The sequence below is a fragment of the Sporichthya polymorpha DSM 43042 genome, from assembly GCF_000384115.1.
Lineage (GTDB): Bacteria > Actinomycetota > Actinomycetes > Sporichthyales > Sporichthyaceae > Sporichthya > Sporichthya polymorpha.
Genome location: NZ_KB913029.1, coordinates 63,458 through 84,396, shown reverse-complemented (window position 1 = coordinate 84,396; position 20,939 = coordinate 63,458). Strand labels below are relative to the sequence as shown.

At 71.0% G+C, this 20,939-nt stretch carries 26 protein-coding genes; 16 read left to right on the top strand and 10 right to left on the bottom strand.

Features of this window, described 5'->3' with window-relative positions; genetic code table 11:
* Positions 1-6: 6 nt before the first annotated feature.
* Positions 7-471: a hypothetical protein gene (locus SPOPO_RS0100425; protein ID WP_019872813.1), complete on the top strand. Its 465-nt coding sequence runs from the start codon at positions 7-9 to the stop codon at positions 469-471.
* Positions 468-914 (top strand): ribonuclease HI, encoded by a 447-nt coding sequence (rnhA, locus tag SPOPO_RS0100420; RefSeq protein ID WP_019872812.1) that lies wholly within the window; start codon positions 468-470, stop codon positions 912-914. The genes SPOPO_RS0100425 and rnhA overlap by 4 nt, the downstream gene beginning before the upstream one ends.
* On the opposite strand, the gene SPOPO_RS0100415 is transcribed toward rnhA, so the two are convergent.
* The gene (locus SPOPO_RS0100415; protein WP_019872811.1) at positions 904-1,923 is read right to left on the bottom strand and encodes an LLM class flavin-dependent oxidoreductase; all 1,020 of its coding nucleotides are present in this window, start codon (positions 1,921-1,923) and stop codon (positions 904-906) included. The genes rnhA and SPOPO_RS0100415 overlap by 11 nt on opposite strands.
* A 72-nt stretch (positions 1,924-1,995) precedes the next feature.
* Between SPOPO_RS0100415 and SPOPO_RS0100410 the strand changes: the two genes are divergently transcribed.
* From SPOPO_RS0100410 to SPOPO_RS0100385, 6 genes are all read left to right on the top strand, one after another.
* Positions 1,996-2,493: an SRPBCC family protein gene (locus SPOPO_RS0100410; RefSeq protein WP_019872810.1), complete on the top strand. Its 498-nt coding sequence runs from the start codon at positions 1,996-1,998 to the stop codon at positions 2,491-2,493.
* A 23-nt stretch (positions 2,494-2,516) separates the two neighbouring features.
* A complete protein-coding gene (locus tag SPOPO_RS0100405) occupies positions 2,517-3,101 on the top strand; it encodes a TetR/AcrR family transcriptional regulator (RefSeq protein ID WP_019872809.1) in 585 nt (194 codons plus the stop codon).
* 36 nt (positions 3,102-3,137) lie between these two features.
* Entirely contained in the window at positions 3,138-3,638 is a 501-nt protein-coding gene (locus SPOPO_RS0100400) for a TIGR00725 family protein (RefSeq protein WP_019872808.1), read from the top strand.
* 119 nt (positions 3,639-3,757) lie between these two features.
* Positions 3,758-5,395, top strand: a complete 1,638-nt coding sequence (locus SPOPO_RS0100395; protein WP_019872807.1) for an MFS transporter — start codon at positions 3,758-3,760, stop codon at positions 5,393-5,395.
* A gap of 34 nt (positions 5,396-5,429) precedes the next feature.
* Positions 5,430-5,900, top strand: a complete 471-nt coding sequence (locus SPOPO_RS0100390; protein ID WP_019872806.1) for a hypothetical protein — start codon at positions 5,430-5,432, stop codon at positions 5,898-5,900.
* Positions 5,901-6,036: 136 nt separating this feature from the next.
* Positions 6,037-6,846 (top strand): LuxR C-terminal-related transcriptional regulator, encoded by an 810-nt coding sequence (locus SPOPO_RS0100385; protein WP_019872805.1) that lies wholly within the window; start codon positions 6,037-6,039, stop codon positions 6,844-6,846.
* A gap of 24 nt (positions 6,847-6,870) precedes the next feature.
* Here SPOPO_RS0100385 and SPOPO_RS0100380 read toward each other — a convergent pair whose 3' ends face one another.
* Positions 6,871-7,347: a GNAT family N-acetyltransferase gene (locus SPOPO_RS0100380; protein ID WP_019872804.1), complete on the bottom strand. Its 477-nt coding sequence runs from the start codon at positions 7,345-7,347 to the stop codon at positions 6,871-6,873.
* Between the two features lie 37 nt (positions 7,348-7,384).
* Positions 7,385-7,684 (bottom strand): 4a-hydroxytetrahydrobiopterin dehydratase, encoded by a 300-nt coding sequence (locus tag SPOPO_RS0100375; protein ID WP_019872803.1) that lies wholly within the window; start codon positions 7,682-7,684, stop codon positions 7,385-7,387.
* A 36-nt stretch (positions 7,685-7,720) separates the two neighbouring features.
* On the opposite strand from SPOPO_RS0100375, the gene SPOPO_RS0100370 reads away from it, so the two are divergent.
* Positions 7,721-8,113, top strand: a complete 393-nt coding sequence (locus tag SPOPO_RS0100370; RefSeq protein ID WP_019872802.1) for a (deoxy)nucleoside triphosphate pyrophosphohydrolase — start codon at positions 7,721-7,723, stop codon at positions 8,111-8,113.
* Positions 8,114-8,132: 19 nt separating this feature from the next.
* On the top strand, positions 8,133-9,320 hold the full coding sequence (locus tag SPOPO_RS0100365; RefSeq protein ID WP_033384842.1) for a serine hydrolase domain-containing protein: 1,188 nt from the start codon (positions 8,133-8,135) through the stop codon (positions 9,318-9,320).
* A gap of 64 nt (positions 9,321-9,384) precedes the next feature.
* Here the strand turns inward: SPOPO_RS0100365 and SPOPO_RS0100360 are convergent, their stop codons facing one another.
* The 5 genes from SPOPO_RS0100360 to SPOPO_RS26610 form a co-directional block, all read right to left on the bottom strand.
* Positions 9,385-9,798 (bottom strand): hypothetical protein, encoded by a 414-nt coding sequence (locus tag SPOPO_RS0100360; RefSeq protein WP_019872800.1) that lies wholly within the window; start codon positions 9,796-9,798, stop codon positions 9,385-9,387.
* Between the two features lie 168 nt (positions 9,799-9,966).
* Positions 9,967-10,776, bottom strand: a complete 810-nt coding sequence (locus SPOPO_RS0100355) for a succinate dehydrogenase/fumarate reductase iron-sulfur subunit (RefSeq protein ID WP_051098467.1) — start codon at positions 10,774-10,776, stop codon at positions 9,967-9,969.
* 14 nt (positions 10,777-10,790) lie between these two features.
* On the bottom strand, positions 10,791-12,611 hold the full coding sequence (locus tag SPOPO_RS0100350) for a fumarate reductase/succinate dehydrogenase flavoprotein subunit (protein ID WP_019872798.1): 1,821 nt from the start codon (positions 12,609-12,611) through the stop codon (positions 10,791-10,793).
* A gap of 10 nt (positions 12,612-12,621) precedes the next feature.
* A complete protein-coding gene (locus SPOPO_RS0100345; RefSeq protein ID WP_019872797.1) occupies positions 12,622-13,416 on the bottom strand; it encodes a hypothetical protein in 795 nt (264 codons plus the stop codon).
* Positions 13,417-13,737: 321 nt separating this feature from the next.
* Positions 13,738-14,763, bottom strand: coding sequence for a hypothetical protein (locus SPOPO_RS26610; RefSeq protein WP_019872796.1), 1,026 nt, complete (start codon positions 14,761-14,763; stop codon positions 13,738-13,740).
* 29 nt (positions 14,764-14,792) lie between these two features.
* On the opposite strand from SPOPO_RS26610, the gene SPOPO_RS0100335 reads away from it, so the two are divergent.
* From SPOPO_RS0100335 to SPOPO_RS0100320, 4 genes are read left to right on the top strand one after another with little or no spacing between them, the layout of a single operon-like run.
* Complete coding sequence (locus SPOPO_RS0100335; RefSeq protein ID WP_019872795.1) at positions 14,793-16,172, top strand: FAD-binding oxidoreductase; 1,380 nt, start codon at positions 14,793-14,795, stop codon at positions 16,170-16,172.
* Between the two features lie 11 nt (positions 16,173-16,183).
* The gene (locus SPOPO_RS0100330; protein WP_019872794.1) at positions 16,184-17,452 is read left to right on the top strand and encodes a class I SAM-dependent methyltransferase; all 1,269 of its coding nucleotides are present in this window, start codon (positions 16,184-16,186) and stop codon (positions 17,450-17,452) included.
* Positions 17,452-17,616 (top strand): hypothetical protein, encoded by a 165-nt coding sequence (locus tag SPOPO_RS34620; protein ID WP_019872793.1) that lies wholly within the window; start codon positions 17,452-17,454, stop codon positions 17,614-17,616. Before SPOPO_RS0100330 ends, SPOPO_RS34620 begins: the two co-directional genes overlap by 1 nt.
* Before the next feature lie 17 nt (positions 17,617-17,633).
* Positions 17,634-18,194 carry a sugar O-acetyltransferase gene (locus tag SPOPO_RS0100320; protein WP_019872792.1) on the top strand — a complete coding sequence of 187 codons (561 nt, stop codon included), beginning with the start codon at positions 17,634-17,636 and terminating at the stop codon, positions 18,192-18,194.
* Between the two features lie 2 nt (positions 18,195-18,196).
* Here SPOPO_RS0100320 and SPOPO_RS0100315 read toward each other — a convergent pair whose 3' ends face one another.
* Positions 18,197-18,847 carry a pyridoxamine 5'-phosphate oxidase family protein gene (locus SPOPO_RS0100315; RefSeq protein WP_019872791.1) on the bottom strand — a complete coding sequence of 217 codons (651 nt, stop codon included), beginning with the start codon at positions 18,845-18,847 and terminating at the stop codon, positions 18,197-18,199.
* Entirely contained in the window at positions 18,844-19,398 is a 555-nt protein-coding gene (locus tag SPOPO_RS0100310) for a GNAT family N-acetyltransferase (RefSeq protein WP_019872790.1), read from the bottom strand. The genes SPOPO_RS0100315 and SPOPO_RS0100310 overlap by 4 nt, the downstream gene beginning before the upstream one ends.
* Before the next feature lie 78 nt (positions 19,399-19,476).
* Between SPOPO_RS0100310 and SPOPO_RS0100305 the strand changes: the two genes are divergently transcribed.
* Positions 19,477-20,196 carry an ABC transporter ATP-binding protein gene (locus SPOPO_RS0100305; protein WP_028984384.1) on the top strand — a complete coding sequence of 240 codons (720 nt, stop codon included), beginning with the start codon at positions 19,477-19,479 and terminating at the stop codon, positions 20,194-20,196.
* A complete protein-coding gene (locus tag SPOPO_RS0100300) occupies positions 20,196-20,936 on the top strand; it encodes an ABC transporter permease (RefSeq protein ID WP_019872788.1) in 741 nt (246 codons plus the stop codon). Before SPOPO_RS0100305 ends, SPOPO_RS0100300 begins: the two co-directional genes overlap by 1 nt.
* Positions 20,937-20,939: the final 3 nt, after the last annotated feature.

The window sequence follows — 20,939 nt, the reverse complement described above, 5'->3', positions numbered from 1 at the left end:
GGTCCCATGACCTTCCTGGAGCGCCTGGGGGCGGCGCTAACCGGGCCGTCCGGGAGTCTCGAAGCCCTCTGGGACTCCCTCGACGTGCGGGACCACGCACGGCGCCTGGTCGTCGCCCACTACCTCGCGGACGTGCAGCGGGACCTGGAGTCTGAGATCCGGTGGGACGAGATCGCCCTGATGCTCGCCGACCAGGTCACCGACGAGGCCCTGCAGGAGATCCACCCGACGCTGACGGTCGCGGGCTTCATCCCCTCCCTGCAGCTCAACCTGGCGGACGGGTACCGGCGGGCGGGCCGGTTCGACGACGCGGCGCGCGCCCTGGCGGACTCGGTCGCCTTCACCAGCCACATCCCGGCCGGTGGCGGCCAGCAGGGGGAGTACCGGCAGCTGATCCTCGACGGGCAGCGCCGCATCGGCGAGCTCATCGCCGCGCGCGACAGCGCCGACGTGCTGGCGAAGCAGGCATGAACGTCGTCATTCACACCGACGGCGGCTGCACGCCCAACCCGGGCCCCGGCGGTTGGGGTGCGGTGCTGCGCTACGGCGACCACATGCGCGAGCTCTTCGGTGGGGACCCGGGCACCACGACCAACAACCGCATGGAGCTCACCGCGCCGATCATGGCGCTGGAGGCGCTCACCCGGCCGGTGGTCGTGCAGCTGTACACGGACTCCACGTACGTCCGGAACGGGATCACCAGCTGGATGCGCTCGTGGGAGCGCAACGGCTGGCTGACTGCGGCCAAGCAGCCGGTCAAGAACGTCGACCTGTGGCAGCGGCTTCAGTCCGCGTGCGACCAGCACGAGGTGCACTGGCACTGGGTCAAGGGCCACGACGGCGTCGCCGACAACGAGCTCGCGGACCAGCTCGCCACCCGCGGCATGCTCGCCGCGATGGCCGTCAGCCCGTGAGCTCCACGAGCACCCGCAGCGCCGCGAGCTGCTCGTCCCACGAGCCGGACGTCTTCGCCAGCAACGTCGTGATCCCCGCTTTCTGATACTCCGTCACCCGCGACGCGATCTGCTCCCGCGTCCCGACGAGATTGGTCAGCGCCCCGAGCGCGAGAGGGACCGCGGCGGCCGCCTCGTCGCGGCGCCTCTCCTTCCACAGCCGGGCGACCTCGGCCACCTCGTCGCCGTACCCGAGCCGGGTGAAGGCCTCGTTGTAGAAGTTCGTCGAGCCGGATCCCATCGCGCCGATCGTGAACGCGTACCCGTCCGCGTGCCGGCGGACGCGGCGGGCGGCGTCAGCCTCGTCGATCGCGATCTCCAGCGCGACCGGCGCGACGAGGTCGAGGTCGGCGAGCGCGCGGCCGGCCCGGGCGGCGCCCTCGGCGATCGGACCGAGGAACACCTGCGCCTGCTCGGGGACGAAGGCGTTGCCGAGCCAGCCGTCCGCCAGTTCGCCGGTGACCGCGAGGTTCCGCGGCCCGAGGGCGGCGACGTAGATCGGGACGTGCGCGGGCCCCAGGTCCGGGGTGATCGCCTTCCCGCGGCTGTCCGGCAGGGGGAGCGGGTACACCTCGCCGGGGTGCACGAGCTTCTCGCCGCGGGCGACCTGCCGGACGATCTCGATCGTCTCCCGCGTCGTCTGCACGGGCCGTGAGAACCGGACGCCGTGCCAGCCCTCCATCACGCCGGGGCCGGAGACCCCGATGCCGAGCCGGAACCGCCCGGCCGACAGCGCCTGCAGGCTCAGCGCCGAGGACGCCAGCAGCGCGGGGCTGCGCGAGCCGAGCTGCACGACGAAGGTGCCGACCTCGAGAGTGCGCGTGTGCGCGGCGATCCACGCCAGGCCGGTGAGGGCGTCGTAGCCCCACGTCTCCGGGGTCCACAACGACGCGACGCCGAGAGCCTCCGCCCGCCGCGCGAACTCGACGGCTCCGGGGACCTGGGGCTGCACCAGCGCGCCGACCCGCACGGTAGTCACCTCTCGTCGGCCAAGACTATGGTGAATCCCATAGTAGGGGTCCCGACCCGGAGGAGGCCGCTCGTGCGGTACCGCGACTGTCCGACGACGGAGTGTTCGACGCGCGTGGCCGCCCCGCCCGACGCGGTCTGGGAGCTGGTCACCGACATCGCGCTGCCGGCGCGCTTCTCGCCCGAGCTCAAGGCCGCCGAGTGGCTCGACGGGGCCACCGGCGTCGCGGTCGGCAACCGCTTCTGCGGCCACAACTGCAACGACGTCATGGGCGACTGGACCACGACCTGCCTGGTCAGCGAGGTGGAGGACGGCCGGCGCTGGGTCTGGCAGGTCGTCCACGAGGACGGCGCGGTGAGCTCGTCCTGGGGCTTCGAGGTCGAGCCCGGGCGGGACGCGACGACCGTCCGCCAGTGGGGGCGCATGGGCCCGGCACCCTCCGGCCTGACGCCCGCGATCCTCGCGATGCCGGACAAGGAGGGCCGCATCATCGCTCGGCGTCTGGAGGAGTGGCGCGCCGGGATGACGGCCAACCTGGACGGCATCGCCCAGCTTCTCGGCCCGAAGTAGGCCCCAGCCCATAGAATTGAGTTATGGCCCCGCGCGGACAGACCCGGCAGAAGATGCTGGTCGCGACCATCGAGGTGATGCGTGAACGCGGCGCCGCGGGCGTGACCGTCGACGAGGTGCTCGCGCGCAGCGGGGCCCCGCGCGGGTCGGTCTACCACCACTTCCCGGCGGGCCGGACCCAGCTGATCGACGAGGCGCTCACCTACGCCGGCGAGACCTTCACGGGGATGCTCGAGCGTGCGGCGCAGAAGGGCCCCGACGCGGTCCTGACCCGGCTGGTCACCTTCTGGACCCGCGTCCTGGAGGACTCCGACTTTCGCGCCGGCTGCCCGGTCGTCCCGACCGCCGGGGACGCCGGCCCCGACGGCGCGGCCCTGACGGCGAAGGCCGCCGGGATCCTCACCGGCTGGTGCCGCACCATCGCCGCCGCATTCACCGCTGACGGATGGTCAGCGACCGAGGCCGACGCTCTCGCGACGACCGTGATGTCCGGAATCACCGGCGCCGTCGGGCTCTGCCGGGCCTCGCGCTCGATCGATCCCCTCTTCGCCGTGAGCGAGCAGCTTCGCGCCCTGATCGTCGCCCGGACCCTGCTCGCGCGAGCCTGACGCCGCGTCGGCCGAACCACCCACGAGAATGGGCGGGTGACCGAGCAGAGCAGCCGCGCCGCGGCGGCACGGCGTCAGATCGCCGTCGTCGGCCCCGAGGAGGCCGACGAGCGGGAGCTCCAGCTCGCCCGCGGCGTCGGCCGGCTTCTCGCGGTGGGCGGTGCGGTCGTCGTCACCGGCGGCCTCGGCGGCGTCATGCACGGGGCCTGCGAGGGCGCGCACCTCGGTGAGGGCCTGACGCTCGGCCTGCTGCCCGGAACCGACCGCCGGACCGCCAACCCCTTCGTCGACGTCGCCGTGGCCACCGGGCTCGGCCAGGGCCGCAACCTGCTCGTCGTCCAGACCGCCGACGCCGTCGTCGCGATCGGCCGCAGCCCGGGGACGCTGAGCGAGATCGCGCTCGCCGTCCGCCTCGGCAAGCCCGTGGTGCTGCTCGCGAGCTACCCGCACGAGGACCTGCTCCCCGGCTGCGTTCCCGCCGGTTCGCCCAAGGAGGCGGCGGAGGAGGCCCTGCGCCTGGCCGCGGGCGGCGTCTGACCTCCGCGGTGGCCCAGGTCACCGCCGGGCACCGATGAATTCAGGTGCGGTTGTCGGTCCTAGTCAGCACCATGTTCGAGGCGCCCGATCGGCGCCGTCCGGAACGACAGGAGCACCCCGTGTCAGCCATCGACGTCGCCACGAACGACGCCCCGCCCCAGGCCGGGCGCAAGGAGTGGGTCGGCCTGGCCGTGCTTGCCCTGGCGTGCCTGCTCTACGTCATGGACCTCACCGTCCTGCACCTCGCGGTGCCGGAGATCTCCGAGGACCTGAACCCCACGAGCACCGAGCTGCTCTGGATCATCGACGTCTACGGCTTCATGGTCGCGGGCGCGCTGGTCGTCATGGGGACGCTCGGCGACCGGATCGGTCGCCGCAAGCTGCTGATGATCGGCGCCGTCTGCTTCGGCCTGACCTCGATCCTCGCCGCGTTCTCCAACAGCGCGGAGATGCTCATCGTCAGCCGCGCGCTGCTCGGCCTGTCCGGCGCGACGATCGCCCCGTCGACGCTGTCGCTGATCTTCCACATGTTCCCCGACCCCAAGCAGCGCGGGATCGCGATCGCGTGGTGGATCGCGGCGTTCTCCGCCGGCTCCGTCGTCGGTCCGGTCGTCGGCGGCACGATGCTCGAGTTCTTCTGGTGGGGCTCGGTGTTCCTGCTCGCCCTGCCGGTCATGGGTGCGTTGCTGGTCCTCGGGCCGCGCGTCCTGCCCGAGTACAAGGACCCGAACGCGGGCCGCCTCGACGTGCTCAGCGCGGCCATGTCGGTCGTCGCCGTCCTCGGCGTCGTCTACGGCATCAAGGAGATCGCGGCGCACGGGTACTCCGATACCGCGAACGTCTCGATCACGGTCGGTCTGCTCGTCGGCGTGGCCTGGGTCTACCGGCAGCAGCGGCTCGAGAACCCGATGATCGACGTGAGCCTGTTCGCCGTGCGCTCGTTCAACAGCGCGCTGACGGTGAACTTCTTCGCGATCTTCATGATGGTCGGGTACTTCATCTTCGTCTTCCAGTACCTGCAGCTCGTGCTCGGGCTCTCACCGCTGGAGGCGGGGCTCTGGGGTCTGCCCGGGGCCGCCGGCTTCGTCGTCACCTCGCAGATGACGCCCCGTCTGGCGCACCGCGTCACCCCGCCGCAGCTCGTCGGCACGGGTCTGGCCGTGGCGGCGCTCGGCCTCTACGTCCTGATCGGCGTCAGCGCCGACAACGGCGACCGGGGCCTGGCGATCGCGGTGATCGGTTCGGTGATCATCTCCCTCGGCATGGGTCCGGTCTTCGGTCTGACGACCGAGCTGATCGTCGGCTCCGCGCCGCCGGAGAAGGCCGGTGCGGCCTCGGGCATCTCCGAGACCGCGGCCGAGCTCGGTGGTGCGCTGGGCATCGCGATCTTCGGCAGCGTCGGCGTGACGATGTACCGCAACGGGCTGGACGAGATGCCGGCCGGCGTTCCCCCGGAGGCGGCGGCCGACGCCCGCGACACCCTCGGTGGTGCCGTGGCCGCGGCCGCGGACCTGCCCGCGGACGTCGCTTACGCGCTGCTCGACATGGCCGACCACGCGTTCGTCGACGGCATGCGGCTCTCGACCGCGATCGCGGCGGTGCTCGCGACCTTCGTCGCCGGCTTCGCGTTCTTCGGCCTCAAGCCCGCGGCCCAGGCGGCCGTCGAGCACGGCCACCTCGTGCCTCCGGCCGAGCCGGAGGAGACCGTTCCCGACGTCGCCGACCGTGACCTGTCCCAGACCAAAGTGAACGTTTAGAAGCCCCTTACACATCTGTGATTACGTGTCCGCCATGACGATCTTCTCGGCGTTCGGTCCGGTGGTGGTGACGGGCGCGCTGGTCGCCGGCGTGGTCGCGGTTCCCGCGGCGGCAGCCCCGACGACCGGGGCGGCCGCCGCGGCGGGCCCGGCGGTCACCCGCGTCTGCAGCTTCGAGGCGCCGAGGAACACCACCCTGCGGATCAAGGTGAAGCTGCGGCTGCGGGAGCGCGGCAGCGACGACGTCCGCCGCATCCGTGTCCGGGCGACGGACAACCGCCGCGTCGACGTGCGGCGCATCGTTCTCAGCGTCGAGAACGAGCCCCGCAGCTCCGGCGGCGGGATGATCGGCTCGGCGTCCGCGGTGAGCCGGCACTCCTCGCCGGCGACGTGGCGGCTCAACCCGCGCAGCAACGGCGCGGACGTCGAGCGCGTCGTGGCTCAGGTGACGTTCCGGATCAAGAACGGGCCTCGGGTGGTCGCGAGCTGCGCCGTCCGGCCGTAGCGGTTTCGTCCTCCGCTCCAACGGGCGGCGGCGGATCCCTCCTTTCGGAGGATCTTGAGTTCCGCGAAGCCGCCGCGGTCGATTAGCGTGGCGCTGCGCCCGCCGGCGAACAGCAGCACGTGGTCCGGAGGTGGGCGTGGGCGCAGCGACGACGGCGGTGGTCCGCCAGGCGGTGCGGCAACGTCTCGGTCTGCTGCAGGAGCTCACCGGTCTCCCGGTGGTGTTCGGCGGTGCGGTGGAGGACGACGGCACCGGGAAGCCGGCGGTCGTCATCAGTCAGGTCTCGGGTCTGCGGACGCCCGCGCTCGAAGGTCTCGTGGTGCATCCCGGCACGGGGCTCGGGGGCAAGGCCGTCGCCGGCGGCCGGGCCGTTGTCGTGGACGACTACACCGGCTCCCGCCTGATCACCCACGAGTACGACCGCGCGGTGCAGCACGAAGGGCTCGTCTCGGCCCTCGCGGCGCCCGTCCGGCACTCCGACGAGGTCGTCGCGGTCCTGTACGCGGCGTCCCGCTCCCAGCCGCTGGGGGAGTCGGCCATCCGCGCCGCGGAACACGTCGCCCGGACCGTCGAGCGCGACCTCGAGCACATGCTTCCCGCCGCCGACCGGACCAACGGCGTGCCCACCGGTGTCGTCGCCGAACTGCGCGCCGTCGCCGAGGCGCTCGGCCCGAGCCCCCTGCGCCCCCGCCTGGAGCGCGCCGTCCTCGCCCTCACCCGGGACGACGCCGAACCGGCTTCGGCCGACGGCCCGAGCCCGTTGACGACCCGTCAGGCCCAGATCCTCCGGCTCGTCGGCGACGGCCTGACCAACCGTGAGATCGCGGAGCGCACCGGTCTCGCCGACGCGACGGTCAAGACCTACGTCCACGACGCGATGCGCCGCCTCGAAGCCCATACCCGGACCCGGGCCGTCTTCATCGCCCGGAGTCGCGGGCTGCTCTGAGCGGCGCGCTCAGGCCACTCGACGTCAGACCAGCGACTTCCCGAAGCAGGTGGAGCCGGGGTCGTGGCGGTAGACGCCGAACTTCTCGATGACGGTGTAGCCGCTGGTCTCGTAGAGCCGGATGGCCTCGGGCTGGCGATGGCCGGTCTCGAGACGGATGCGAGTGATCCCGACTCGGCGGGCGGAGTCCTCCAGCGCGGCGAGCAGGATGCGGGACAGCCCGCGTCCGCGGAAGCCGGACGCGACGTACATGCGCTTGAGTTCGGCGAGGCCCGGGGAGACGATGCGCCAGCCGCCGCAGGCGATCGGCTCGCCGCCGAGACGGCCGACGAGGAACAGGCCGCGGGGCGGGGCGAACTCCGCGGCGTCCACGGGGGTCGCGTCCCGACCGCCGTAGCGCGCCACGTACACCTGCTGAACGGCCTCGATGAGACCGGCTGCCACGGGGTCGTCGTACGGGGTGGGCGTGAGGACCAGGGTGGTCGGCTCAGCCATCGTCATGGAGCGATTCTCCCAGGTGGGACACGGGAAACTCGGATCAGGCGGCGCCGAGGCCCGCGGCGGCCTCGTCGATCTTCCGTGCGAGCGTCAGGTCGAGCTCGGTGACCCCGCCGGCGGAGTGCGTGGAGATCGTGAAGTGGACGGTCCGCCAGCGGATGTCCATGTCCGGGTGGTGGTCCATCTCCTCGGCGGCGACGGCGACCGCGTCGACGAGCCGGATCGCGGTCGGAAAGTCGGGCGCCGCGTAGGAGCGGCGGATCTCGGTGGTGTCGCCGGTCCAGCCGTTCAGGTCGGCCAGCCCGGCCGCGACGTCGTCCTCGCTCAGCAGTGCGACCATGAACCGACCCTAACCCCGGCCGGAGCGGGAGGCGCGGTGCCGCAGATCGTCGTCGGCGCGGCGATCGTGCGCCGCGGGCAGCTCCTCGGCGCACGCCGGAGTGCCCCGGCCACGCTCGTCGGCGGCTGGGAGCTCCCCGGCGGGAAGGTCGAGCCGGGGGAGAGCGAACTCGCGGCCCTGGTCCGCGAGTGCCGGGAGGAACTCGGCGTCGAGATCGCGCCGGGCGCCCGGGTGCCCGGGGAGTGGGCGCTGGGGCCGAATCTGATGCTCCGCGTCTACCTCGCGGAGATCGTCACCGGCGAGCCGGCCCCGCTGGAGGACCACGACGAGCTGCGCTGGCTCGGCGCCGCCGACCTGTTCGCGGTGCCGTGGCTGCCCGCGGACGTCCCGGCGGTCACCGCGGTCTCGGCTCTTGCGGATCTGGCCTGAACGGGTAGAACAGGGCGCCATGAGGATCCCGCGCCGCGTCCCCGCCCTGGTGCTGGCGGCCGGGACCGCGCTCGCGCTCCTCCCGCCGCCGCCGGCGGATGCGTGGTCCCCGCAGTGCGCCCCGGACGCGGCCGGCTACGAGCGCGCCGGCGCCGCGGCCGTCGGGCTGGACGCCGACGCTCTGCGCGACGCCGTCGACTACTGGGTGAACGAGGGCGCCGAGAGCCTCAAGGTCTTCCGCCACGGCTGCCTGGTCGCCGAGGGGACGCTCGACCCGGCCGTCGAGCGGATCCCGCGGCAGAACTGGAGCCAGACGAAGACGATCTCGGCGCTGGTCGCCGGCGTCGCGGTGCGTCGCGGCGTGATCGACGTCGACGACCCGATCGGCAAGCACCTGCCGCCGGGGATCGGTGACGCCGAGCACCGGGCGATCACCGTCCGGCACATCCTGACGATGACCACCGGCCTGGAGCTACGGCCGATGTTCGCGATGGCGCTGAACGCGGACCTGATCGGCCCTCAGGACGCGATGGCGATCCGCATGCGCCACCGCCCGGGGGAGTACTTCGAGTACGACCAGAACGCGGCCTCGCTGCTGAACTGGGTCGTCGAGTCCGCGCTTCGGCGGGCGGGCGTGGCACCGAACTTCCTCACCTTCGCGCGGGACGAGTTCTTCACCCCGCTCGGCATCCCCGCAGACGCCTACGTGTGGCAGACCGACCGCGCCGGCACCCCGATGACGCACGCGAACCTGCACCTGCGACCGCTGGAGTTCGGCCGCATCGGTGACCTGATGCGGCGTCAGGGTCTCGTCGGCGATCGGCGGTTGATCGACGCCGAGTACCTGGAGATGCTCCGCACCGGCACGACCGCGAACTGCGGCTACGGGTTCATGACCTGGCTCAACGGCTGCACCGGGAACCAGCGCCAGGTCAACGCCTCGATCATCACCCGGCGGGAGATCCGCCCGGCCCGTTCGTGGATCGCGTCCGCCCCCGCGGACATGTACTACACCTGGGGAGCCCACGGGCAGCACGTGTTCGTCATCCCGAGCCTCGACCTCGTGATCACCCGCGCCGGCGAGCGCTCCCCGGACAACAGCTCCGACACCGCGAAGCTCGACGAGAACCTGATCTGGAACGGCAGCCAGAAGGCCGGCTACGAGGAGTTCTTCCGGCGTCTGATGATCGCGGTCCGCGCGTCTTGAACGCAACGTCCGACGATGTGGCTGCAATAGCGACCACATCGTCGGACGTAACGGGAGTCTGACGTCAGCGGCGAGCCGACTGCTCGGCGGCGACCTGCTCGGTGACCTCGCGGGTCAGGCGTCGCTGCGTCGCCGGGTCGGTGATTCCCTTGCAGGCCGCCGGTGTGGAGCGGGTGAAGCGCGGGTCGTTGTCGTCGGCACCGGAGGTGAGCAGCTCGAAGTTGCGGCGGGTCTGGACGAGGAGAGCCTTCTTGCAGGCGGCCTCCTCCGTACCGGCCCGCGCCGCCTGGGCGTCCTGCCGCTGGACGTCCGCCGTCAGCGCTTCGAGTTCGCTCATCGTCCGACGTGCCTCGGCCTCGGCCTGGTACGCCGCCGGCTGGGCGGGGGAGTCGTCCGACCCACAACCCGCGAGGAGGGCCAGCCCGAGAGCTGATCCGACGAGAGCCTTGCCGACCGATCGAAACGCTGCTGGACGCATGACGCGCTCCCAGGTCCTGCCGGCGTCCCCGTGACGCCGTCAGGCGTATCCGGCCACCGGGCCCCGGAGCCGAGCGTAATGATCGAGCGAAAGTTGATCTTGAAAACAGCAACGTCCGAGGATGTGGCCGCTATTGCGACCACATCCTCGGACGTCCCGGAAGTGCTCTTACTTGTTGGTCTTGCGCTTGCTCAGACCGGTGATCTTGAACAGCGGGTCGTACTTGCGGTCGACCACGCGCTCCTTGAGCGGGATGATCCCGTTGTCGGTGATCTTGATGTGCTCGGGGCAGACCTCGGTGCAGCACTTGGTGATGTTGCACATGCCCAGGCCGTGCTTCTCCTGCGCGAGCTTCTGCCGGTCGTTGGTGTCCAGCGGGTGCATGTCCAGCTCGGACAGGCGGATGAAGAAGCGGGGGCCCGCGAAGGCCGGCTTGTTCTCCTCGTGGTCACGGATGACGTGGCAGACGTTCTGGCACATGAAGCATTCGATGCACTTGCGGAACTCCTGGCCCCGCTCGACGTCGATCTGCGCCATCCGGTACGTGCCGTCGGCCTCGCGCGGCTTCGGCGAGAACGCCGGGATCTGCTTGGCCTTCTCGTAGTTGAACGAGACGTCGGTGACGAGGTCCTTGATCACCGGGAACGTCCGCATCGGCGTGACCACGACCTCCTCGCCCGGGGGGAGGGAGGACATGCGGGTCATGCACATCAGGCGCGGACGGCCGTTGATCTCCGCGGAGCAGGAGCCGCACTTGCCGGCCTTGCAGTTCCAGCGGACCGACATGTCGTTGGCCTGCTCCGCCTGGATGCGGAAGATGATGTCGAGAACGACCTCACCCTCGTTGACCTCGACGGTGTAGTCCTTGAGCTCGCCGCCCTCGGAGTTGCCGCGCCAGACCTTGAACTTGGCCTGGTAGCTCTTCGACTTGTCGACCCCCGGCTGGAAGGCCTTGGGGTTGTTCGCCGACTCAGTGATGGTCAGGTCGCTCGTCACTTCGGCTCCTCGAAGAGCTCCTTGAGGTCATCGGGCATGACCGGGAGCGGCTTGTGCACCAGCGACACCGCACCGTCCTTCTCGGACAGGATGATGTTCTTGGTGCCCCACTCCGGGTCCGTCTTCGGGTAGTCGTTGCGGGTGTGCCCGCCGCGGCTCTCCTTGCGCTCGAGAGCGGCCTTCGCGACCATCTCCGAGCACAGCAGCATGTTCCGCAGGTCGATGGCGAGGTGCCAGCCCGGGTTGAACTGGCGGTTGCCCTCGACCGAGAGGTTCTTCGCGCGCTCCTTGAGCTCCTGCAGCTTGTCCAGCGCCGCCGTCATCTCGTCCGCGTCGCGGATGATGCCGACGAGCGTGTTCATCGTGTTCTGCAGTTCCTGGTGCAGGGCGTAGGGGTTCTCCCCGCCCTCGCGCTCGAACGGTGCCACCGCTTCCTTGGACGCGACGTCGAGCTGGTCGTCGGCGATGCGGGCGGTGTGGCTCTTCGCGTACTCGGCGGCGGCGTCACCCGCGCGCTTGCCGAACACGATGAGGTCGGACAGCGAGTTGCCGCCGAGCCGGTTCGAGCCGTGCATGCCACCGGCGACCTCACCGGCCGCGTAGAGGCCGGGCACGGTCGCGGCCGCGGTGTCGGGCTCCACCTCGACGCCACCCATGATGTAGTGGCAGGTCGGGCCGACCTCCATGGGCTCCTTGGTGATGTCGACGTCCGCCAGCTCCTTGAACTGGTGGTACATCGACGGGAGCCGCTTGCGGATGTACTCGGCCGAGCGCCGCGACGCGATGTCGAGGTAGGCGCCACCGGCGGGGGATCCGCGGCCGGCCTTCACCTCGGCGTTGATCGCGCGCGCGACCTCGTCACGGGGGAGGAGCTCCGGGGGACGCCGGTTGTTCTTCTTGTCCTCGTACCAGCGGTCGGCCTCGGCCTCGTTGTCCGCGGTGTCGGCTTTGAAGAAGTCCGGGATGTAGTCGAACATGAACCGCTTGCCGTCCTTGTTCTTCAGGATCCCGCCGTCACCGCGCACGGACTCGGTGACGAGGATGCCGCGGACGGACGGCGGCCAGACCATGCCGGTCGGGTGGAACTGGATGAACTCCATGTTGAGCAGCGTCGCGCCGGCGCGGGCCGCGAGCGCGTGGCCGTCACCGGAGTACTCCCAGGAGTTCGAGGTGACCTTGAAGCTCTTGCCGATGCCGCCGGTGGCGAGCACGACCGACGGGGCCTCGAAGGCGATGAAGCGGCCGGTCTCGCGCCAGTAGCCGAACGCGCCGGCGATGTTGCCGCGACGGGCGCCGTGCGCCTCCTCGCCGGTGCCGTCGGTCAGGAGGCGGGTGATCGTGCACTCCATGTAGACGTCGATGCCGAGGGCGACGACGCGCTGCTGGAGGGTGCGGATCATCTCCAGGCCGGTGCGGTCACCGACGTGGGCGAGACGGGCGTAGCGGTGGCCACCGAAGTCGCGCTGACTGATGAGACCGTCCTTGGTGCGGTCGAACAGCGCGCCCCACTCCTCGAGCTCCCACACCCGGGCGGGGGCCTCCTGGGCGTGGAGCTGAGCCATGCGCCAGTTGTTCAGCATCTTGCCGCCGCGCATGGTGTCCCGGAAGTGGACCTTCCAGTTGTCGTCCTGCCACACGTTGCCCATGGCCGCGGCGATGCCGCCCTCGGCCATGACGGTGTGCGCCTTGCCCAGCAGCGACTTGCAGACGACCGCGGTGCGGGCCCCGGACTCGTGGGCGGCGATCGCCGCGCGGAGGCCGGCGCCGCCGGCCCCGATCACGAGGACGTCGTAGGAGTGCCGTTCGAGTTCAGTCATCGATGGCTCCTCAGCCGATGCGCGGGTCGGTGAACGCGCCGCTGGCGGTCAGCAGGACGTAGAGGTCGGTCAGGCCCACGACCACGAGGGAGACCATCGCGAGCTCCATGTGCTTGCCGTTGAGCTTCGAGACCTGGACCCAGCCCCAGTAGCGGATCGGGTGCTTGGAGAAGTGGTTGAGGCGGCCGCCCATGATGTGCCGGCAGGAGTGGCACGACAGCGAGTACGCCAGCAGGAGCAGGGCGTTCGTCAGCAGGACGACGCTGCCGAGGCTGACGCCCCAGTCACCGTGGTGGTGGACCGAGTCGTAGGCGTCGTAGGCCAGCAGGATCGGGTACGGGAGCGTCGCCCAGAAGAACCAGCGGTGCGCGTTCTGGAAGATCAGCGGGAAGCGCGTCTCGCCCGTGTACTTCTTGTGGGGCTCCGCGACGGCGCACGCCGGCGGGGAGAACCAGAACGACCGGTAGTAGGCCTTCCGGTAGTAGTAGCAGGTCATCCGGAAGCCGAGCGGCAGGATCAGGATGATCAGCGCGGGGGAGAGCGCCCACCAGTCGCCGACCGGGGTGCCCAGGTGCGACGAGCCCTCGACGCACGCGTCGGCGAGGCACGGGGAGTAGAACGGCGACAACAAGGACGTGTCCTCGTTGTAGTAGTTCGTGTCCCAGAACGCCCGGACGGACGAGTAGACGACGAAGGTGAACAGCAGGCCGAAGATCAGTGCCGGTTCCAGCCACCAGCGGTCCCGGCGCAAAGTCCGGGCGTCGATCTTCGCCCGGCCGGGGGAGAAGACTCCGGTGCCAGCCATGGGCGGTACTCCTGATGCAGGGTTCGCGAGGGGGGTCCAGGACCCGGCGGGGGACCAGGCCGCTCGGCATCATCGCGCACTGACCTGCTGCGTCTCGACCTGGGTCGACGTGACCAAGTCGGTCTTGAGGGTGGCGATGACCTGCAAGGATCGGTTCTTGACCTCGTGCGAAGTCCGAGTTTCAGGTTAGGTTCACCTCATAAGTGCAGGTAGTGCGCTTGTGAACGCGGACGGCGTGGTCTGACGGCGCGTCAGCGCGACCGGGAACCCCGGACGGCCGCAGGACGTTGTGGAAGTTCTCACATCCGCGCTACCCGCCGGTCACGTGCCGGTCAGGTCCCGACCGTCCGGCCGCGCCAGCGCGGCGAGATAGGCCGCCCGGACGGCCAGGACCCGGCGCAGGTCGGCGAGGACGTCGTCGAAGAACTCCCGGCGGTAGGTCTCGTCGGTGACGGCGGAGATCGCGAACGACAGCCCGGCGAGCCCGCCGAGGAACACCGCGACCTTGACCAGTTCGCCGGACAGGACGAGGTCGCGCTCGCCGATGTCGAGCGAGGCCCACCGGTCCAGACCCGCCCCGGTCCAGAGTTCGGCGGTCGCGGGCGTGATCGCGAGCATCCCGAAGCCGGCAAAGAACGCTCCGACGGTGACCGCGACGATCAGCACCTGCAGACCTTGCGCGAACAGGAGGACGAGCCCGAGGTTCGCCCACTGCCGGTGCCGCAGCGGGGGCGGCGCGGGGCAGTCGGGGGCACCGGGCCCCGTGAAACCGAGCCGCTCGGCGGGGGTCCCGGCCAGCCGGCGGGCCAGGTCGTCCGGGCCGTCCCAGGTCTCGAGGCCGTGGATCTCGCGCGGGATCCGGACGGTGAGCAGCGCGCCGCCGACGAGGACGAAGAGGGCGACGACCGCCGCCAGCGACGTCGTTCCGAGCGAGGCCGACATCTGCCAGACCTCGGTGTTCACGACCAGCACCACGCCGAACACGAGGAGCAACGGCAGGGCGCGTGCGCCGAGGCTCAGCACCGACGTCAGTTCGCGCGCGAGGTGGATCGCGGCCCAACGGGTCAGCGGCGCGGCGCCGAAGTTGATCGCGAGGTAGACCAGCGCCACCGCGATCGGCGCGGTCAGGCACGCGGCGGCGACGCCCCACCACGTCCAGTCCCGGACCGTGGCGCCGTAGACCGCGCCGGCGAGCAGGACGAGAGCGATCGGCGCGGAGCGCGTGACCACCGAGCGGACCGGACGGTAGCCGTCGATGAGCTGCGGCAGACCGCGGTCGGCGAGCCAGGCCTCGACCTCGCGGAGGGCGCCCTCGCGCCCGGTGCCGTTCGGGCCCGGGTTCGCCATGGGGCGACATTAGGGGTGAGGATGGGATGATGGAGCAACCCACGGGCCACGCGGAGCGCGTGGCGCGTCTGGTGGAACAGTTCCGGGCCATCCCGCCGGACGCGCCCGTCCGCCTCGCGAAGAAGACGTCCAACCTCTTCCGTCCCCGGGCCAGGACGGATGCCCCCGGCCTCGACGTCACCGGCTTCACGAACGTTCTCGCCGTCGACCCGGTGGCGCGGACCGCCTCGGTCGAGGGGATGGTCACCTACGAGCAGCTCGTCGACGCGACGCTGCCGTACGGGCTGATGCCGCTGGTCGTGCCGCAGCTGAAGACGATCACGCTCGGCGGCGCGGTGACCGGGCTCGGCATCGAGTCCTCGTCGTTCCGCAACGGCTGCCCGCACGAGTCGGTGCTGGAGATGGAGATCCTCACCGGCGACGGCCGGGTGATCGTCGCCCGCCCGGACAACGAGCACGCCGAGCTGTTCCGGGCGTTCCCGAACTCCTACGGGACCCTCGGATATGCCCTGCGGCTGGAGATCGAGCTCGAGCCGGTCAAGCCGTTCGTGGCGCTGCGGCACCTGCGGTTCCGGGACCCGGCCAAGCTGTTCGCCGAGCTGGACCGGCTCTGCACCGAGCGGACGCTGGGCGGGCACCCGGTCGACTTCGTCGACGGCACCGTGTTCTCCCGCGACGAGCAGTACCTCACCGTCGGCACGTTCGTCGACGAGGCGCCGTACCTGTCCGACTACACGTGGACCGAGATCTACTACCGCTCGCTGCAGACCCGGGCTGAGGACTTCCTGACAGTTCGGGACTACCTCTGGCGGTGGGACACCGACTGGTTCTGGTGCTCGCGGGCGTTCGGCGCGCAGAAGAAATGGGTGCGCCGTCTCGCCGGTCGCCGGTTCCTCCGCTCCGACGTCTACTGGAAGATCGTCGCGTTCGAGCGGCGCACGCACGTCAACGCACGGATCGAGCGGCTGCGCGGCCGCCCGCCGCGCGAGGACGTGGTCCAGGACATCGAGGTCCCGATCGGTCGCGCCGAGGAGTTCTGCGACTTCTTCCTGCGTGAAGTGCCGATCACCCCGTTCTGGATCTGCCCGCTGAAGCAGCGCCCAACTCCTGACGGCCGGCCGAACGCCGACTGGCCGCTGTACCGGTTCACCGACTCCCTGTACGTCAACTTCGGGTTCTGGTCGACGGTCGCGCTCGAGCCGGGGCAGTCCGACGGCCACCACAACCGGCGGATCGAGCAGGTCGTCGACTCCCTCGGCGGCCGCAAGTCGCTCTACTCGACGGCCTTCTACTCCGAGGACGAGTTCTGGCGGCTGTACAACGGGCCGGCGTACGAAGTCGTGAAGAAGACTTACGATCCGGACGCACGGTTGTTGGACCTGTACGCCAAGTGCGTGCGGAACCGGTGAGGAGGACGGGCATGGGTCGGCCACGTGGCCATCGGCCGGGCGTCGCGGAGGTGTTCGCCCGCGTGCTCAACCCGCGCGTCCCGGTTCGGGTGACGGCGTTCGACGGCAGTGAGGGCGGCGCGATCGACGCCGACGTCACCGTCGAGATCGCGTCGCCGACCGCGCTTAGCTACCTGCTCAGCTCCCCGGGAGAACTGGGCCTGGCCCGCGCCTACATCACCGGGCACGTCAAGGTGCGCGGCGATCTCTACGCCGCCCTCTACGGACTCGGCGCCGGCGGCGGCGGCGAACAGCTCTCCACCCGGGACCGGGTCGAGATGCTGCGCGACTTCGGCATCCGGCACCTGCGTCCGGTCGAGCCGCCGCCGGAGGAGATCCGCTACAAGGGTGGTCTGCTGCGGCACACCCGTCTGCGCGACAGCCGCGCGATCTCGCACCACTACGACGTCTCGAACCGCTTCTACGAGTGGGTCCTCGGGCCCTCGATGTCCTACACCTGCGCCGCCTTCCCGAAGGCGGACTCCTCGCTGGAGGAGGCGCAGTGGAACAAGCACGACCTCGTCGCCCGCAAGCTCGGGCTGAAGGAGGGCATGCGGCTGCTCGATGTCGGCTGCGGTTGGGGCGGCATGGTCCGCCACGCGGCCAAGGAGTACGGCGTGCAGGCCCTCGGCGTCACGCTGTCGAAGCAGCAGGCCGAGTGGGCGCAGAACCGGATCAAGGAGGAGGGCCTCGAGCACCTCTGCGAGGTCCGGCACATGGACTACCGCGACATCCCCGAGGACGGCTTCGACGCGGTGTCCTCCATCGGCCTGACCGAGCACATCGGCGCCAAGCAACTGCCGGCGTACTTCTCGTTCCTGCGCGGGAAGCTCCGTCCGTACGGCCGGATGCTCAACCACTGCATCACCCGCCCCTCGACGGCGCAGCCCGCGAAGGCCGGCAAGTTCATCGACCGCTACGTCTTCCCGGACGGCGAGCTCGAGGGCGTCGGCGACATCGTCTCGGCGATGCAGGACAACGGGCTCGAGGTTCGGCACGAGGAGAACCTCCGCGAGCACTACGCCATGACGCTTCGGGGCTGGTGCGACAACCTCGTCGAGAACTGGGCCGACGCCGTCGCCGAGGTCGGCGCCAACCGCGCCCGCGTCTGGCTGCTCTACATGGCCGCCTGCCGCGTCGCCTTCGACTGCCGGTTCATCGAGCTCCACCAGGTCCTCGGCGTCCGCTGCGACGACGTCGGCACCGCGCGCATGCCCCTGCGGCCGGACTGGACGAACTGATGTGCCGTCCGGTGAAGTGCCGTTCGTGCGACCGGATCACGTGGGCCGGTTGCGGTGCCCACGTCGACCAGGTCCGCGCCGGCGTCCCCGCGGACAACTGGTGCGACGGCCACCCCAAGGAGCCGGGCACCGGCTTCTTCTCCCGCCTGTTCCGTCGGGGCTGAGCGGGTAAGGCTCCCGCATGGACGACCGCACCATGCGGGACCGCATGCTGGCCGGGGAGCTGTACATCGCCGACGAGACCGTGGCGGCCGACAGCCGGCGCGCGATGACGCTGACCGAGGCGTTCAACCGCACGTCGGTCGCGGAGCCGGCGAAGCGGCGGGAGATCTTGTCCGAGCTGTTCGCCGCGATCGGTGAGGGCACCGAGATCCGGCCGCCGCTGTTCGTCGACTACGGGTACCAGACGACCGTCGGGGCGGGGACGTTCGCCAACTTCGGGCTCGTGATCCTCGACGTCGCGCGGGTGGTCATCGGCGACGACGTCCAGATCGGGCCGAACGTGCAGCTCCTCACCGCGACCCACCCGCTCGATCCGGAGCCGCGGCGGGAGAAGTGGGAGTCCGCCGAGCCGATCACCATCGGCGACAACGTCTGGCTCGGTGGCGGGGTGATCGTCTGCCCGGGCGTCACGATCGGCGCGGACACCGTCGTGGGGGCCGGCTCGGTCGTGACGAAGGACCTCCCGGCCGGCGTGCTCGCCGTCGGCGTCCCGGCGCGGGTGGTGCGGAAGCTCCGCTGACGTCAGGCGGTGACCCAGGCCGGGGCGAGCGCGCCGTCTGGCAGCGCGCGGGGCGGGGTGCCGTCCGGCTCGGGGTCGCCGAGGACGGTGCGGACGGGGACGACGCCGGCCCAGACGTCGAGGCCCAGGTCCTCGTCGTCGTCGTTGGGGCCGCCGGTGCGGATCTTGGCGGTGGCCTCGTCGATGGTCAGCGCGAGGACGAGGGTGGCCGCGAGTTCGCGCGGGTTCGGGCCACGCGCCTCGGCGGACCGGCCGGGGGAGACGCGCTCCACCAGGGCGTCGAGGGCGGCGAGCTTCTCGTCGTCGTCGGTGACCGTGCGCGGGGTGCCGAAGACCACCGCGCAGCGGTAGTTCATCGAGTGGTGGAACGTCGAGCGGGCGAGGACGAGCCCGTCGAGGCAGGTGACGGTCACACAGATCGGGGTGTTCTCGACCCGGCGCATCCAGCTGCCTGTGGAGCCGTGCAGGTATAGCTGGTCCTCGATGCGAGCGTGCAGCGTGGGGAGAACCGACGGCCCGTCAGGTCCGGCGAACCCGACGTGGCAGATCGGGCCCCCGTCGAGGATCGCGTGGACCGTCGGCACCTCGTCGCGGACCCGCTTCCGGAGCCGGTTCGGTCTCGTGCGAGCGGTGGGGGAGAAGCGTTCGGTCACGGAATCCTCCGCGTCATCGCGACGCCCGGTACGACGACGCCGTCGGGCAGAACGAGATCCCGGGGGTCCTCGTTCGTGAATCCCCAGGTCCGGTAGAGCTGCAGGCCCGGCAGCGTGGCCATCAGCGCCAGCTCGGTGAATCCCTCGGCGCGGGCCGCGTCCTCGCAGGCCTCGAGGATCCGCGTCCCGAGCCCGCGGCGGGTCCAGTCCCCGTGCACGAACATCGCCCGCACCCGGGCCGGCTCGGTCGCCGGGTCCAGCAGGCGGGCCTCGGCCCCGGTCACCTGCGCGCCGTTGAAGAGCTTGTCGCGTCGGCTCCACCCGCCGCAGGCGGCGAGCGAGGAGTCGGGCGCCTCGACGACGAAGTACGTCCCGTCCTCGACGAGCGCGAGGTCGAGGACGCCGATGTGCTGCAGCCCGCTCGCGGTCTGCTCGGCGTCGTAGAACGCGGGGAAGATCGCCTCGACCGAGGCGGTGATCAGCTTCTGGAGGGCCTCGGCGTCGTCGACCGTCGCGAGCCGGAGCCGGAATCCGTCGGGGAGTTTCTGCACGGCGTCATCCTCGCGTCCGACCGCCCCCGCGGGCGACGCATTTGACGGGACGGGCCGACCTGCGCCAATATTCATCACATGATGAATTTAGCGGTGGAGATGCGGAACCTCGCCGTGACCCGGGGAAGCCGGCGGGTGCTGACGGTCGACGGGGTCGGTGTGCCGGCCGGGTCGACCACCGGGCTGCTGGGCCCGAGCGGCTGCGGCAAGACGACGCTGATGCGGACGATCGTCGGCGTGCAGCGCTTCGAGGGGAGCGTGACCGTCCTCAGCCATCCGGCCGGGGCGCCGGAGCTGCGATCCCAGGTGGGCTACGTGACCCAGGCGCCGTCGGTCTACGGCGACCTGACCGTGGTCGAGAACGTGCGGTACTTCGCGAGCATGGTCGGCGCCGGGGCCGACGCGGTGTTCGCGGCGCTGACGGCGGTCGACCTCGGGGACCTCGCCGGGCGCCGGGTCGAGCAGCTCTCCGGCGGTCAGCGGGCGCGGGTCTCCCTCGCGTCGGCGCTGGTCGGCCGGCCGGCGCTGCTGATCCTCGACGAGCCGACGGTCGGGCTCGACCCCCTGCTGCGGCGGCGGCTGTGGACGTTCTTCGGTGAGCTCGCCGCCGCGGGGACGACCCTGCTGGTCTCGAGTCACGTCATGGACGAGGCCGAGCACTGTTCCCACCTGATCCTGATGCGGGACGGGGCGATCCTCGCCGCGGACAGCCGCGAGGCGCTGTTGGCGCGAACGGGCACTTCCTCGGCGGAGGACGCCTTCCTCGCGGTGCTCGGCGAGCGGGAGCTGGTGGCGTGATGAACCCTCAGATCACGCTGTCGACAGCGCGCCGGGTCCTGATCCAGCTCGGCCGCGACCACCGGACCGTGGCCATGCTGCTCGTGCTGCCGTCCGCCCTGCTCGGCCTGATGTGCTGGGTCTACAGCGACATCCCCGGTCGCTTCGACCGCGTGGGGCCGCAGCTGCTCGGCATCCTGCCGTTCGTCGTCATGTTCGTGGTGACGTCGGTCGCGACGCTGCGCGAACGCCGCGCCGGGACGCTGGAACGGCTGCTGACGACGCCGATGAACAAGCTCGACCTGCTCCTCGGCTACGGGCTCGCGTTCGGGCTGGTCGCGATCGTGCAGTCGGGCATCGCGGCACTGCTGACGATGACGCTCTACGGCGTGGACGCCGAGACCAAGGGCGGCTGGGCGCTGTTCCTGTCGGCGGCCGTCGTCGGGGTCTTCGGTGCCGCGGCGGGCCTGTTCGCCAGCGCCTTCGCGCGCACCGAGTTCCAGGCGGTGCAGCTGCTCCCGGCCGTCGTCATCCCGCAGCTGTTCCTGTGCGGGCTGTTCGTCCCGCGGTCGCAGCTCGACGACGTCCTCAACGCCGTGTCCGACGTACTCCCGCTGTCCTACGCCGTCGACGCGATGAACCAGGCGATGCAACGCGGCGGGCTGACCGGACAGGTCGGGCGGGACCTCGCGATCGTCGGCGGCAGCGCGTTGCTCGCCCTCGCCGCGGGCGCCGCGACCCTGCGCCGGCAGTCGGCCTAGAGT